The organism is Mesorhizobium sp. M8A.F.Ca.ET.202.01.1.1 (assembly GCF_004791595.1).
Lineage (GTDB): Bacteria > Pseudomonadota > Alphaproteobacteria > Rhizobiales > Rhizobiaceae > Mesorhizobium.
Window position 1 is genome coordinate 74,011 of the sequence record NZ_SRUN01000008.1, and the last position, 15,050, is coordinate 89,060.

Annotated in this window: 11 protein-coding genes; 6 read left to right on the plus strand and 5 right to left on the minus strand. The window is 65.5% G+C overall.

What is annotated here, in order from left to right:
• The first annotated feature begins 1 nt into the window (after position 1).
• The 4 genes from EN845_RS18340 to EN845_RS18355 all read left to right on the plus strand — a co-directional run bounded on the left by EN845_RS18340 (position 2) and on the right by EN845_RS18355 (position 7,602).
• Positions 2-3,862: a hypothetical protein gene (locus EN845_RS18340; RefSeq protein ID WP_127871126.1), complete on the plus strand. Its 3,861-nt coding sequence runs from the start codon at positions 2-4 to the stop codon at positions 3,860-3,862.
• A gap of 220 nt (positions 3,863-4,082) precedes the next feature.
• On the plus strand, positions 4,083-4,760 hold the full coding sequence (rpe, locus tag EN845_RS18345) for a ribulose-phosphate 3-epimerase (RefSeq protein ID WP_127871127.1): 678 nt from the start codon (positions 4,083-4,085) through the stop codon (positions 4,758-4,760).
• Between the two features lie 390 nt (positions 4,761-5,150).
• A complete protein-coding gene (locus tag EN845_RS18350; RefSeq protein ID WP_127275346.1) occupies positions 5,151-5,897 on the plus strand; it encodes a GntR family transcriptional regulator in 747 nt (248 codons plus the stop codon).
• A gap of 178 nt (positions 5,898-6,075) precedes the next feature.
• Positions 6,076-7,602, plus strand: coding sequence for a malonyl-CoA synthase (locus tag EN845_RS18355; RefSeq protein WP_127871128.1), 1,527 nt, complete (start codon positions 6,076-6,078; stop codon positions 7,600-7,602).
• Between the two features lie 30 nt (positions 7,603-7,632).
• On the opposite strand, the gene EN845_RS18360 is transcribed toward EN845_RS18355, so the two are convergent.
• From EN845_RS18360 to EN845_RS18380, 5 genes are read right to left on the minus strand one after another with little or no spacing between them, the layout of a single operon-like run.
• Complete coding sequence (locus tag EN845_RS18360) at positions 7,633-8,745, minus strand: NAD(P)/FAD-dependent oxidoreductase (protein WP_127871129.1); 1,113 nt, start codon at positions 8,743-8,745, stop codon at positions 7,633-7,635.
• A gap of 10 nt (positions 8,746-8,755) precedes the next feature.
• A complete protein-coding gene (gene nagA / locus EN845_RS18365; protein ID WP_127871130.1) occupies positions 8,756-9,928 on the minus strand; it encodes an N-acetylglucosamine-6-phosphate deacetylase in 1,173 nt (390 codons plus the stop codon).
• On the minus strand, positions 9,925-10,959 hold the full coding sequence (locus EN845_RS18370) for an SIS domain-containing protein (RefSeq protein WP_127275350.1): 1,035 nt from the start codon (positions 10,957-10,959) through the stop codon (positions 9,925-9,927). The genes nagA and EN845_RS18370 overlap by 4 nt, the downstream gene beginning before the upstream one ends.
• Positions 10,956-11,738 carry a GntR family transcriptional regulator gene (locus tag EN845_RS18375; protein ID WP_127871131.1) on the minus strand — a complete coding sequence of 261 codons (783 nt, stop codon included), beginning with the start codon at positions 11,736-11,738 and terminating at the stop codon, positions 10,956-10,958. The genes EN845_RS18370 and EN845_RS18375 overlap by 4 nt, the downstream gene beginning before the upstream one ends.
• Entirely contained in the window at positions 11,735-12,613 is an 879-nt protein-coding gene (locus EN845_RS18380) for an N-acetylglucosamine kinase (RefSeq protein ID WP_127871132.1), read from the minus strand. Before EN845_RS18380 ends, EN845_RS18375 begins: the two co-directional genes overlap by 4 nt.
• A 199-nt stretch (positions 12,614-12,812) precedes the next feature.
• Between EN845_RS18380 and EN845_RS18385 the strand changes: the two genes are divergently transcribed.
• Together EN845_RS18385 and EN845_RS18390 are read left to right on the plus strand one after the other, a co-directional pair.
• A complete protein-coding gene (locus EN845_RS18385; protein ID WP_127871133.1) occupies positions 12,813-13,772 on the plus strand; it encodes an N-acetylmuramic acid 6-phosphate etherase in 960 nt (319 codons plus the stop codon).
• 2 nt (positions 13,773-13,774) lie between these two features.
• Positions 13,775-15,034, plus strand: a complete 1,260-nt coding sequence (locus EN845_RS18390; protein WP_127871134.1) for an ABC transporter substrate-binding protein — start codon at positions 13,775-13,777, stop codon at positions 15,032-15,034.
• Positions 15,035-15,050: the final 16 nt, after the last annotated feature.

The window sequence follows — 15,050 nt, forward strand, 5'->3', positions numbered from 1 at the left end:
GATGACTATTCTTGCCCCATCCCCGCTCGCGACCAAAACGCAAAAAACCGTCATGGAGACGATCATGAAACCCCTGTCATATGCCAGGCGCGGTGCGCGCTGGCTGATGGCGGCCGGTATCGCGGTCGCCCTTGCGCCCGCATTGCCGGCATCCGCCGCCCAGACCGTCCAGGCAGTCACCAGCCCGGATGTGCAGCCGCTGCAGCTCGACAATCCGCGCATCATTAACCCGGAACCCGGACGTGTCGTGCCGTTCTTCACCAAGACCGGTGGCCAGCGCAGCTGCGACTATGTCTTCTACACCTTGACCTTCGGGCTGCGCGGCAATCCGCAAGGTTTTGCCAATCCGGGCCTCGAGGCGGCGCTGAAGAAAGCCAAGCTCGACTTCAAGGACCAGCTTCCGCACGGTCTTTCGATCGTCAACGTGACGGTCTCCGGCGACGGCACCGATGCATCGGGCGGGGCCTTGCCGAGTGCTGTCATCAGCAATTCGACCGGCCCCAACGACACCGCAACGGTTTCCGATTTCCGGATTTCCGCCAGCGATCTCGATGGCTCGGGCGCACCGAACGAACGCGTCATCACTTTCCGCACTACGGCAAAGATCGACCACGCCGCGTTTCCGGCGCCGGTCAATGTCGACAACCAGGGCCTGATCAAGGTTACCTCCGGCCTCGGTACGGGCACCCTCATCCCGTCGCAGGATCCGGGCAAGCCGGATGACGGCAACATCGCGACCGGCGAAAAGACCTCGATCCGGATCGACCTCACCAAATGCGACAGGCAACCTCCGCCTCCAACCGACCACGAATGCTTCAAGGTCGAGCGCGGCACGGTCGACTGCGTGCCCGGCGGCGGCGCCTTCATCTATCACATGCCTGTCGGCCCGGAGATGGGCGGCAAGTGGGTGCAGGTTTCGACTACCTCACCAGGCATCACCATCATCCCCGACACCCAGAAAGTGCCGGTGGGCGGCGGGGTGCTCAACTGGAAGATCGTCGGCGCTTCACCCGGTGACGTCATCCATCTCGTCGTCACCGGCATCGAGACCTATGCCGGACCGAAGGAAGGCTGGGGCCTGTGCTGCACGCAAACCATCGACATCATCATCCCGCGCGACCAGAGGTGCCCGCCCAAGGACAAGGAACCGGACCTCAAGGTTGAAAAGCATGCAGATGTCACACGTTGCACGATGGGTGGCGGCTGCGCCTTCACCATCCGGGTCACCAATGTCGGCACCGCGCCCTACAACGGCAAGATCGTGCTCGACGAGGTGACGCTGCCGGCCGGCTCGACGCTCGATTCAGGGCCCAATCCGCCCTGGGTCTGCGCGCCGGGTACCACCCCGATGACGTGCACCTATCCGGTGACCACGCTCAATCCGGGGGCCTTTGTCGACCTAAAGCTCGGCTTCAAGCCGGCCGGAGGCTGGCAAGGCAGCGTGCTGCGCAACTGCGCCACCTACAATTACGGCGCCAGCGGCAAGCCGCTGTTCGGCAGCCAGGCCAATGACCGTGGCTGTGCCTCGATCCCGATCTGCCGCCGCGGCGACCGCAACCCGGAGTGCCAGCCGCCGGTCGACAAGAAGGTCGACCTGATCCTCAAGAAGCGTGCCCGCACCGAAGTCTGCACCGCCGATGGCGTCTGCACCTTCATCATCGACATCATCAACAACGGCGCATCGACCTATAACGGGCCGCTGATCGTGATCGACAACTACCCAAGCGGCGCGCCGACATCCTCGACCTTCGGGCCGAGCCCACCCTGGACATGCGGCCCGAACGGCCCCGGCCAGTTCCGCTGCGACAATGCCGGCATATCGCTGCCGGCGGGCGCCTCGACGCCGATCTTCGTCAAGGCGGTCGTGCCGGCCGGCTACCGGTCCGACACGGTCGAGAACTGCGCCGAGGTCAAGGCCATCCCCGGTGAGGTCGACCTCACCAACAACAAGGCCTGCGCCAAGGAACGCATCCGCCATCCCAACGGCGGCCAGCCGACCTTGCGCATCACCAAGGTGTGCAGCGGCTCGCTCGCCGGTGCGGCCGCGGTTTCCTGCCGCATCACCGTCAGCAGCGTCGGCACCGCTGCCCCCACCGGTCCGGTGCGGGTCAACGATGCCACCACGCTGGTGTCGGGCGGAGCGCCCGTGCAGATCCAGACCGTCACCCCCGACGGCGCGGAATGGGCGTGCGGGCCGGTTCCGGCCAACGCGTTGTCGTGCCAGATACCAGGCGCCGTCATGACGCCCGGAACCTCCAGGCACTTCGACGTGACGGTCTCGGCCAATGGCGAGTTCGAGAACTGCGCGCGCGGCTCCTACGGGCCGGCGCAGGGCGACGATGTCGTCTATCCGATCGGCCAGGCCTGCGCCAAGGGCGGCGGTCCTTCGACGATCCGTGTCGAAAAGACCGGCGACCGCGAATGCCGCGTCGGCCAGCCCTGCTCGTTCGACATCACCATCACAAATGACGGGACGAGCCCCTTCTCGGGTCCGGTCCGCATCGGCGATGCGATCGGCGTGGAAGGGCTTGGCCGGCTGGAAGGTGTTGCGATCACCTCGATCGACCCGCCTTTCGGCTGCTCGCCGGAGCCGACGACCTTGCCGGCCTCCTGCATCGCCAACCTGACGCTCGGCGCCGGCGAAAGCCAGTCGCACCGTGTGACGGTGGTCATCCCCGACGATGGGCGTCTTGCCAACCTGCAGGGCAACGTCAGTGGCCAGAACTGCGTTGGCGTGCTCTCTCCCGACACACGTGTGCAGGGCGGCGGCGATGTGCTGTCCAAGGATGCGACCAACGTCCAGGGCGATCGCGGCAAGGCCTATGCGTGCCATCCCTTCATCATCACGCATGAGGTGAAGAATGAGTGCTCGCCGGGCTTTGTCATGAACGACGCCGGCCGCTGTGTCTGCCCGGAAGGCACCACCTTCCGCAACGGCCAGTGCACGGGCGGCGGCACCAACGTTCTTCCGTTGCCACCGCCACCGCGCTGCGTGCTGCTCGAAGGCCAGATCCGCACCGAGGACGGACGCTGCGTCTGTCCGCGCGGCACGGAGCTGGAGAACGGAAAATGCGTCAGGACCGACAGGCCCGAGCAGTGCACCATCCGTGGTCAGGTCCACGACGCCGACGGCTACTGCGTCTGCCCGCGCGGCACCGAGCTGCGGGACGGCGCCTGCCGTCAGATCCGGCCAAAACCGCAGCAGTGCCGCATCCCTGGCCAGTTCCGCAACGCCGATGGCGACTGTGTCTGCCCGCAAGGCACCGAGGTGCGCAACGGCGCCTGCCGCCCGGTCCGGCCGAAGCCCGAGCAGTGCACCATCCGTGGCCAGGTCCACAATGCGGACGGGGACTGCGTCTGCCCGCAAGGCACCGAGGTGCGCGACGGAGCCTGCCGCCCGGTCCGGCCGCAGCCTGACCAGTGCACCATCCGTGGCCAGGTCCACGACGCCAACGGCAATTGCGTCTGCCCGAGGGGTACCGAGGTGCAGGGCAACGCATGTCGTCGACCAGGTCCAGTGCTCCAGCAGTGCGACATACGCGGCCAAGTCCACAACAAGCGCGGCGAATGCGTCTGTCCGCGTGGGACCGAGGTGATCGACGGCGCATGCCGCAAGCCCAGGCAAGAGAGCGAATGCGCGCCGGGCTCGCAGATGGTCAACGGCCAGTGCCAGCCGATCTTCAGGCGACACTGCCCGGAGGGTACGATCGGGCGGTATCCGAACTGCCGGCCGATACGCGGGCAGCCGTCGCTGCAGCTCGATCCGGGCCAACTGCTGCAATTGCTGCCGCAGCGCAGGCAGCAGATCGACCAGCAACAGGATCCGGTTCCTAACAGGGTCCTGAAGCTCCAGCAGCAATAGCCATCTGCGCGATGCCAAACGAGAACCCGCCGGAGCAATCCGGCGGGTTTTTCTTCACGACCCGCGCGGGCGGTGATTGGCCGCCCAGGACCAACGCGCGCCGCGACGTTACCCCTGCCTGTGGAACCGCCGTGCTTGCGCCCTCGACAAGTCGCCAGGAGCGCTTTAGGCAGTCGGTTCGGAGCGCCCGTATGAAAAGGACGCCCGGAAAGGCCACGAGATGAGCAAAAAAACCTTGATCGCACCGTCGGTGCTGGCATCGGATTTCTCGAAGCTCGGCGACGAGGTCGAGGCGGTGGCGGCGGCAGGTGCCGACTGGATCCATCTCGACGTGATGGACGGGCATTTCGTGCCCAACATCACCTTCGGCCCGCCTGTCATCAAGGCGATCCGCAACCGCACCAAGGCCTTTTTCGACTGCCACCTGATGATCGCGCCCGCCGATCCCTACCTCGCCGCCTTCGCCGAGGCCGGCTGCGACGGCATGACGGTGCATGCCGAGGCCGGGCCGCATCTCGACCGCTCGCTGCAGACCATCAGGAACCTCGGCAAGAAGGCCGGCGTCTCGCTCAATCCGGCGACGCCCGAAACAATGATCGAATATGTGCTCGACCGGCTCGATCTGATCCTGATCATGACCGTCAATCCGGGCTTCGGCGGCCAGGCCTTCATCCCGGGGATCATCGACAAGGTGAGAAGGGTCAAGGCACTGATCGGCGACCGGCCGATCCGCATCGAGATCGACGGCGGGGTCTCGCCGGAAACAGCCCCGTTGGTCACATCGGCCGGCGCCGACGTGCTGGTGGCGGGTGCTGCCATCTTCAAGGGCGGCAGCGTCGAGGCTTACCGCGCCAATATCGAAGCGATCAGGACCGCGGCCGACAAGGCTGCCGGCTAACACAGCGCGGTCATCCGGCTTCAATTCCAACACGCCGGCTTTGTGCGATCACCACCCTTCAGCGTAGGCACGCCCGAATCAGGCCGCCCGGGAGGCCTGATTCGGCGCGTTGTTCCTTGTTTTTGCGCGCGACAGAAAAGATGCTCGCACGGGCACAGGAGAAACAGATGTTTGTGCGTGCATACAAAACACGTTAAGTTTCCACTGGTTGTAGAGATATTCGAATTCCCGCGATCGGCGTGCGGATTGGGTATATTTCTTTGTTCTAAAGTACAATAGCGCGATCTTCTGCTTGAGCGGCTGGAGCGTGGCGCTGTATGGTACTGGTACAGAAGGGGAATTTTCGGACTCGAATTGCCCAAGACGACAGTTGGGGACAAGGAGTCGCTTTTGACATACGGAGTTGCCAATCTGAACGACGACGGGCCCGGAGCCAAGAGTACGCTTGCCAGCACGGTCTATCATCAATTGCGTGATGATCTTCTCGCCGGCGCCCTGGAAACCGAAAGCAAGCTGCGCGTCGAGTGGGTCGTTTCCAAGTATGGCGCCGGCGCCTCTCCGGTTCGTGAAGCCCTCAATCGCCTTGCCTCCGAAGGTCTCCTCGGCCGCCATGACCAGCGCGGCTTCTTCATCATGCCGGTCACTGCGGCCGAACTCGAGGAGCTGACGCGCACCCGTTGCTGGCTCGAGGAGCGGGCGCTGCGCGAATCCATTGCCCACCGCACCGCCGAATGGGAAGAACAATTGGTGCTGGCGCTGCATCGCCTGGGGCGTGCCTCACGTCTTTTGCCGCAAAGCAGCTCGTCGCTCAATCCGGACTGGGAGAAATTGCACCGCACCTTCCACCGGGTGCTGATCTCGGCCTGCCGGTCGCACTGGCTGGTGGGCTTCTGCGACCAGCTTTCCGATCACGCCTACCGCTATCGCCAGATGGCCAATGACGGCGAGAGCGTCCAGCGCGACGATTTCGCCGAACACCGGCTCATTGCTGAAAATGCGCTGGACGGAAATGCGGACGGCGCCGTCCAGGCCCTGATCGATCACTACCAGCTGACCGCCGCCATGTGCATGGAACGCTTCAAGCAAGGCGAGACGCCAAAGGCCGCCGCCGGTCCGGGTCAGCGCGCCCAGCGTTGACGGCTGTCTGACCGTCGCGCTCCGCTGTCCCATCTCTCGAATCTTTTCGGTAGACGCCGGGCAGCCGTTTGCGGCCTTGACGGCCGGGCCGGGAAACGCGAACGCTTCGCCGCGTGCCGACCCGCGGCCGGCGTCGACATTGCCGTCACCCACAATTGCGTCACTCCAGGAAGATTTCATGAGCAATCATCTGTTCGATGCATTCCGGTCCCGGATGCCCTCGCCTGGGCATCCGTTGATGGAAACCGATGATGGCCGCACGCTCACCTATGGCGACATGCTGGCGCGATCGGCGCAGCTCGCGCATGCGCTGCTGCAAATGGATGTCGCGCCCGGCGACCGGGTTGCCGTGCAGGTCGAGAAGAGCCCGGAGATGGTTTTGCTCTATCTCGCCTGCGTGCGCGCCGGCGCCGTCTTCCTGCCACTCAACACCGCCTATACGCTGGCCGAGCTCGGCTATTTCTTCGACGATGCGGCACCCCGGGTGATTGTCTGCGATCCGGCGCGGTCGGCGGATATCCGTGGGATGGTCGAGCCGTCCGGTGCCGTCGTGGTCACGCTCGACCGCAATGGCGAGGGATCCCTTGCGGACCAGGCATCGCGGCAGACCTCCGATTTCCATGATGTCGAGCGCGGCGCGGACGACCTTGCGGCGATCCTCTACACGTCGGGAACGACCGGCCGCTCGAAAGGCGCCATGCTCAGCCACGAGAATCTCGCCTCGAATGCCCGGGTCCTGGTCGAGCAATGGCGCTTCACCGGGGATGACGTGCTGATCCACGCGCTGCCGATCTTCCATACGCACGGCCTGTTCGTCGCCACCAATGTCGTCCTGATGGCCGGCGCCTCGATGCTGTTTGAGCAGAAATTCGACGCCGGCCGCGTCGTCTCGCTGCTGCCGCGCGCCACCGCCCTGATGGGCGTGCCGACCTTCTATACCAGGCTGTTGCAGCAGGAGGGGCTGGATCGCGAGGCTGCGAAGACCATCCGCCTGTTCGTATCCGGTTCTGCGCCGTTGCTGGCCGAAACGCACAAGGCATGGCGCGAGCGTACCGGCCACGCCATCCTCGAGCGCTACGGCATGACCGAGACCAACATGAACACCTCCAATCCCTATGAGGGCGAGCGGCGCGCCGGCACGGTCGGCTTCCCCTTGCCCGGCGTGTCGCTGCGCATCGCCGATCCCGACACCGGCAAGCCGCTTGCCCAGGGCGAGGTCGGCATGATCGAGGTCAAGGGGCCGAACGTGTTCGGCGGCTACTGGCGCATGCCGGAAAAGACCAGGGCGGAATTTCGCGCCGACGGCTTCTTCATCACTGGCGATCTCGGCACGATCGATGCCGACGGCTATGTCCATATTGTCGGTCGCGGCAAGGACCTGATCATCTCAGGCGGTTACAACGTCTATCCGAAGGAGCTCGAAAGCGAGATCGACGCGCTCGACGGCGTCCTGGAAAGCGCCGTCATCGGCCTTGCCCATCCGGACTTCGGCGAAGGCGTCACCGCTGTCATCGTGCGCTCGCCCGCTTCGCGTATCACCGCGGCCGAAATCCTCGACGCCATCGCCGGCCGCATGGCGAAGTACAAGCACCCGAAACGGGTGATCTTCGTCGACGAACTGCCGCGCAACACGATGGGCAAGGTACAGAAGAACTTGCTTCGCGACAGCTACAAGGATCTCTATGTCTCCGCCAAGGCCGGCTAGGCAGAAACCCGCCCTGGCGAGGACGCCGGTTCAGCTTGTGTACAAGAGTTCGACGACATGGTCGGCGATCGCCAGGCTCGCCGTCAGGCCGGGGCTCTCGATGCCGAACAGATTGACGATCCGGCCCGCGCCATGATCGGCTGGACCCTGGATCATGAAATCGGCTGAAGCCTGGCCCGGGCCGGACAGCTTCGGCCTGATGCCGGCATAGGCCGGCTGCAGGGCATGATCGGCAAGGTCGGGCCAATAGCTGCGGATCGCCTCGTAGAAGACAGCGCTTCGGCCGGGGTCGACCGTGTAATCCACGCTGTCGGTCCATTCGACGTCGGGACCAAAGCGCGCATTGCCGGCAAGGTCGAGCGTCAGATGGACGCCGAGACCGCCCTCGACCGGAACCGGATAGATCAGCCGCGAAAAGGGCGACTGCCCGGGAAGCGCGAAGTAATTGCCGCGCGCCAGCCACTGCCGGGGGATGAGGTCCCTTGGAAAACCCTCGATCCGGCCGGCCACCGCCTGCGCATCGAGGCCCGCTGCGTTGATGAAAGCGCCGGCCTCCAAGGCGAAGGTCTCGCCATTGGCATCGCGCGTGTCGATCCGGATCCGGCCGGCTTCGGTCGTCGCGCCGGCAACGCAAGTGAGGAAAGCCAGGGATGCGCCTGATGCCTCGGCGTCGCCGCGCAGCGACAGCATCAGCGCATGGCTGTCTATGATGCCGGTCGACGGCGACAGCAGCGCGGAGGCGCAGCTCAGCGCCGGTTCCAGGCGCTCGGCCTCGCCGCGCGTCAAAAACTCAAGATCGTCGACCCCGCAGCGCCTGGCATTGGCCGCGATCGCCCGCAGCCCGTCCGCCTGGCCTGGCTCGCTGGCGACGATCAGCTTGCCGGCGCGGCGATGGCCGATATTGTGTTCGGCGCAGTAGGCGTAGAGAAGCCGGCGGCCTTCGACGCAGAGCCGGGCCTTCAGGCTGCCGGGCGCATAATAGAGCCCGGCATGGATCACTTCCGAATTGCGTGAACTGGTGACGGTGCCGATCGCGTCGGCCTTTTCGATCACCACCACCTCGCGGCCCGACAAGGCAAGCGCCCTGGCGACGGCAAGGCCGACGACGCCTGCTCCGGCGACGACACAATCGATTGTCTGCATGCCCTCTCGCTCAGCGGGAAGCGGCAGTCTCGAACACCTTGTCGCCGCCGATCCAGACGCTTCCTATGCCAAGATCGTCCGACAGCGCAACGATGTCCGCCGCCGTGCCATTGGCAAAGCGGCCAAGCCGGTGCGACTGGCCGATCGCCTGCGCCGGATAGAGCGAAGCCATGCGCAAGGCTTCGGATAGGTCGAGTCCGACGGTGCGGTGCATGAACCGGATAGCCGAGATCATGTCGAGGTCGGCGCCGGCCAGCGTGCCGTCGGCAAGCCGCAGGCTCCCATCCTTGCGGTAGATGGTGCGGCCATTGAGGGTGAACGACGTCATGTCGGTGCCGATCGTCGCCATCGCGTCGGTGACCAGCACGATCCTGCCCGGCCCCTGCTTGGCATCGAGAGCGATCCTGATCGTCGCCGGATGGACATGAATGCCGTCGGCGATCAGGCCGGCGGACAAGGTGCCGATGTCGATGGCGGCTCCCGCCAGCCCGGGCTCGCGATTGCCGATCTGGCTCATCGCGTTGAACAGATGGGTGACGACACTGGCGCCGGCCTCGGCGAAGGCTTTTGCCGTGGCGTGGCCCGTGTCCGAATGGCCGAGGCTGACGACGATCCCGGCCTTCGCCAATGCCGTGACGCGGGCCGGGTCGACCGATTCCGGCGCGATCGTGGTGAGCAGCACCGGCAGCTTCCGGCGCGCCGCCATCAGCATGGCCTGGTCGGCGTCCGTCATCGGCCGGATCAGCGCCGGATCATGCGCGCCCTTGCGGGCGATCGAGAGATGCGGCCCTTCCAGATGCAGGCCTAGAAAGCCCGGCACCTTTTGCAGCGCTGCGGCTTCGCCGGCGGCGATGGCTGCAGCGGTGATCGCGGGCGTGTCGGTGATCAGCGTCGGCAGCAGTGCCGTCGTGCCGAACGGCGCATGCGCGCGGCAGATGGTTTCGATCGAGGCGACATCGGGATGGTCGTTGAGCATCACCCCGCCGCCGCCATTGACCTGGATATCGACGAAGCCCGGCACCAGCATGCCGCCGCCGGTGTCGATGGCGCGGATATCCCCGGGAAGTGCGCCTTGCGGCAGCATGGCCTCGACAAGGCCGTCGCGCACGACAAGGGCGGCACCTTCATGCCAGTCGTCGCCGTCGAAAATGCGGGCTCCGGTCAGGGCAAAACGATCGCTCATACGGTCTCCGTCACCTTGCGAAGGTTGCGCGGCGCGTCCGGGTCGAGGCCGCGATGGCGGGCAAAGGCCTCGACGAACATGTAGAAGGAGACGATCAGCGTCAGCGGATCGGTCAGCGGATGACCGGTGGCGACATGCGGCAGGCGCGTGGCGCGATTGGCGAGTGCCGAGGTGACGAACACCGGCGCGCCCTTGGCCGCCAGGCTGTCGGCGGCTTCGGCGACGGAGGGCTCGGACGCGTCGCGCGCGGCCAGCGCCAGCACCGGAAAGTCGGGGCCGATCAGCGCCAGCGGGCCATGCATGACCTCGGCCGCGCTATAGGCCTCGGCATGCATGCCGCAGGTCTCCTTGAACTTCAGCGCCGCCTCGTTGGCCATCGCCGCCGACGGGCCGCGGCCGAGAATGAACAACGACTTCTGCTTCTCGATCGTTTCGGAGAGCACGCTCATCCAGCCGCAGGCGATCGCCTTGCCGAAATGCTCGGGCAGGCGGGCAAGTGCCGCGAGGAGCGCTTCGTCGCCGGTCGAATGCGCCATCAAGGCAAGACCGGCAACGGCGGAGTTGATGAAGGTCTTGGTAGCCGCGACGCTGCGCTCGGGGCCGGCGAGGATGTCGATCGCATAGTCCGAGGCGCGCGCGAGCGGCGAATCGGCGGTGTTGGTGACGGCGATGGTCAGCGCGCCGCCGGCCCGTGCGGTTTCGGCCATGGCGACGATGTCGGGGCTCTTGCCCGACTGCGAGATCGCGAGACACGCCGAGCCGTCAAGCCGCAACTTGCGGCCATAGATCGAGGCGATGGAGGGGCCGACCGAGGCGACGGCAAGGCCCGCGGTCAGTTCGACGGCATATTTCATGAAGGTGGCGGCATGGTCGGACGAGCCACGCGCCACGGTGACGACGAAATGCGGGTCGCGTTCCCTGATGCCGCGCCCGGCTTCGGCCAGCACCGCGCCCGAGCCGTCGAGCAGGCGGGCGACGGCTTGCGGGATTTCCTCGATCTCGCGCTGCATATGGGTGGTGTTGGAGATCATGGTCGGCCCTCTTCGCTCGGCCCTGTCAGCCGCAGTTCGGCGACGAAATCATAGGCATCGCCCCGGTAGATGGAGCGAGTGAATTCGATCACCTTGCCGCTCGCCAGATAGGAAATACGCTCGATGTGCAGGCCGGCAATACCCGGCGGCACTTCGAGCAGGCGCGCATCGCCCTCGCCGAGATTGGCGGCGGAGATACGCTGCACGGCGCGCACCGGCCGGTTGCCGGTCAGTTCCAGTGCCGCGTAGAGCGAGGAACCGATGCCGGCCGGATCGGGCAGCACGCTGGCCGACAGCGAGGCGCGTTCGATCGCCAGCGGCGTGTCATTGGCGATGCGCAGGCGCGCGACGCGCGCCACCAGCTCGTTCGACGACAGGCCGAGCACCATCATCTCGTCGGGCGAGGGCGCGTAGAGCCCCCGATCAAGCCAGGCGGAGCGCACCGCCATGCCTCGCCGCGCCATGTCCTCGGTGAAGGAGGTCAGCCGCGACAGCGACTGCTCGACACGTTCCATGCGCGGCGCCACGAATGTGCCGGAGCCATGGCGCTGGACCAGGATGCCGCCCTTGACCAGGTCCTGCACCGCCTTGCGCACGGTGACGCGCGAAATGTCGGCCTTGGTGGCGATGTCGCGCTCGGACGGCAGCGCGTCGCCCGGGCCGATCAGGCCGCGATTGACGGCGTCCTCGATGCTCTTCCTGAGCTGCAGGTAAAGCGGCGCACCGCTTTGCGAGGATTGTTTGAGCGTGGCGAAGATCTGGTCGGCGGCATCGCTCATCGTGCGGCCTCCGTCCTGGCGAACAGACGCGCCGCCATCTGAACGGCACCGCCTAGCGCATCGTCGAGCGGTTCCTTCAGCAGGGCGCGGTAGCGTGCCGACAAGCGCGGCGCATAGAGCGGCGCCAGCCCGCCGAGCAGGCAGAGCGGCGCGCCGGCCGCGAGGTCGAGCGCGCCGAGCGATGCCTCGACATCGGCGACCGCCTTGTCGAGGATCCAGTTGGCGACGATGTCGCCTTTTTGCGCGTGCTCGAACACTTTCGGCGCGAAGCCGCCGAAATCGCCTGGTTTGGCGTTGGTGGTGAACTCGACCACGTCCTCGGGATTGTTGCGAAAAACGGCCATCATGCTGTCGGTCAGCGGCGATGCCTGGCGCACGCCATCATGCGCGAGCAATGTCTGTTCAAGCAGGTCGCGGCCGATGCGGGCGCCGCTGCCCTGGTCGCCGACCTGGAACCCCCAGCCACCGATGGCGCGCGATTTGCCATTCTTGCGTGCCATATAGGCAGTGCCGGTGCCCAGGATCGCCATCGCGCCGTCACCAGAACCGACCGCGCCTTCGAGCGCGATCTCGGCATCGGTCTCGACGCGGCTGGTGCTGAACGGCAGGATCGCTTCGAGCTGCTGCCGGTAGGTTCCGACATTGGCGCCGGCAAGGCCGAGAATGGCGGGTGTTTGCGGGATCAGGTCCGGATCCTGACCGGCGGCGATGAAGGCCTGCCGCGCCGCATCGACGATGTTCGAGCGGGCGCCGGTGAGGTCGGTGCGGATGTTGGCGGCGCCGCTTTTGGCGCGGCCGATGACGGCGCCGTCGACTGTTGCCAGGGCGGCCCTGCAGCTGGTGCCGCCGCCATCGATACCGAGCACGAATTTCACGCGATTTCTCCTCCGGGCGGATAATACCAATAAAATACCAATAGCCAAGAGTTAATTTCCGTTTCAAAAAGATTAAGCCGTATTTTATTGAAAAACTTGCGTAATTCGTCGGCTCAGCGATTCCCTGTCCGCGAATTCGTTAATGCGTGTGGACAAGTGGTATTTTTTTGGTATTGTTTTGTGGATTGGAGGAACTGGGATGGCCGAAATGCGCACCGAAGCGCTGCATGGGAATGCCGAGGGGCTGGATATCCAGGCGCCCGAAGCGATCCTCGGCTCGCTGGCCGATGCGCAGGTCGAGGCCGCGAAAGCGGTCCGCAACGCCATTCCTTCCATCGCCAGGGCAGCCGAGATCATTGCCGGCTGCCTGAGCAGCGGCGGCAAGCTTGCCTACGCCGCGGCCGGCAGCTCCGGCCTGATGGCGCTGGCCGACGCGCTGGAACTGCCGGGCACGTTCGGCATCCAGCGCGACCGCATTGCCATCCTGATCGCCGGCGGCGACGAAGCATTCAAGACACTGGCCGGCGGGCCGGAGGATGATACGGAGGAGGCCTCGACCGCGGTCGCCAATGCCGGCATCGGCGCGGGCGATTGCCTGATCGCACTTTCCGCCAGCGGCACGACCCCCTACGCGGTGCGCGCCATCGAGGATGCGCGGCGACGGGGTGCCGTCACCATCGGCATTGCCAACAACAGGGGTTCGGCTCTGCTGCGGCAGGCCGACACCGCCATCCTGCTCGAAACCCCGCCGGAAGTCATTGCCGGCTCGACCCGCATGGGTGCCGGCACGGCGCAGAAGATCGCGCTCAACATGCTGTCGACGCTGACCGCCATTCATCTTGGTCATGTTCATGACGGCTACATGGTCAACCTCATGGCCGACAACATGAAGCTGCGCGACCGGGCGGCGCGCATCGTCGCCGCCGTCAGCGGCCGCGGCCAGGAAGAGGCCGCCAGCCTGCTCGAAAAGAGCGGCGGCGCGGTCAAGACAGCCATTCTGCTTGCCGCCGGCGCCGACAGCGCCGACGCGGCCGAGAAACTGTTGGAAGGGACCGGCCAGAAGCTGCGGCCAGCGCTTTCAGCAATCGAGGGGAGCAAGGGGCGCAACGCCTCTGTTCTCATCAAAACGGAACCTGAAAAAGGTCAACAGGGAGACTGAGCATGACAACGAAACTACTGACGGCACTGCTACTGGGCACAAGCATTCTCGGCTCGGCCGGGCTAGCTCACGCCGAGGACGTAACGCTCAACATCGAAAGCTGGCGCGGCGACGACCTCGCCATCTGGAAGGACAAGCTGATCCCGGCCTTCGAAGCCAAGAACCCCGGCATCAAGGTGGTGTTCGCCCCATCGGCTCCGACGGAATATGATGCCGCGCTCGGCGCCAAGCTCGCCGCCGGTTCGGCGGGCGACCTGATCACCTGCCGCCCGTTCGACAAGTCGCTCGAACTGTTCAAGAAGGGCAACCTTGCCGATCTCTCGGCGCTGCCCGGCATGGAAAACTTCTCGCCCGTCGCCAAGTCCGCTTGGCAGACCGATGACGGGAAGGCGAGCTTCTGCGTACCGATGGCCTCCGTCATCCATGGCTTCATCTACAACAAGGACGCCTTCGATAAACTCGGCATCAAGGTGCCGCAGACCCGCGACGAATTCTTCGCCGCGCTCGACAAGATCAAGGCCGACGGCACCTACATCCCGATGGCGATGGGCACCAAGGACCTCTGGGAAGCCGCGACCATGGGCTACCAGAACATCGGCCCCAACTACTGGAAGGGCGAGGACGGCCGCGCGGCACTGATCAAGGGCGATCAGAAGCTGACCGACAAGGACTGGGTCGCTCCCTATGAGGAACTGGCCAAGTGGAAGCCTTATCTGGGCGACGGCTTCGAGGCTCAGACCTATCCGGACAGCCAGAACCTGTTCACGCTCGGCCGCGCCGCCATCTACCCGGCCGGCTCGTGGGAAATCGGCCTGTTCAACACCCAGGCCCAGTTCAAGATGGGCGCCTTCCCGCCGCCGGTCGAGAAGGCCGGCGACACCTGCTACATCTCGGACCATACCGACATCGGCATGGGCCTGAACGCAGCCTCCAAGCACGCCGACGCGGCCAAGACCTTCCTGTCCTGGGTGGCTTCGCCTGATTTCGCCACCATCTACGCCAACGCGCTGCCGGGCTTCTTCAGCCTGAACTCCGCGCCGGTGAAGATGGAAGACCCGCTGGCGCAGGAATTCGTCTCCTGGCGCGGCAAGTGCAAGTCGACGATCCGCTCGACCTACCAGATCCTGTCGCGCGGCACGCCGAACCTCGAAAACGAGACCTGGGTTGAATCGGCCAACGTCATCAACGGCACCGATACGCCCGAAGCCGCGGCCAAGAAGCTGCAGACCGGTCTCGACAGCTGGTATCATCCGGCGAAGTAAGAGCTCAGGCAACGGA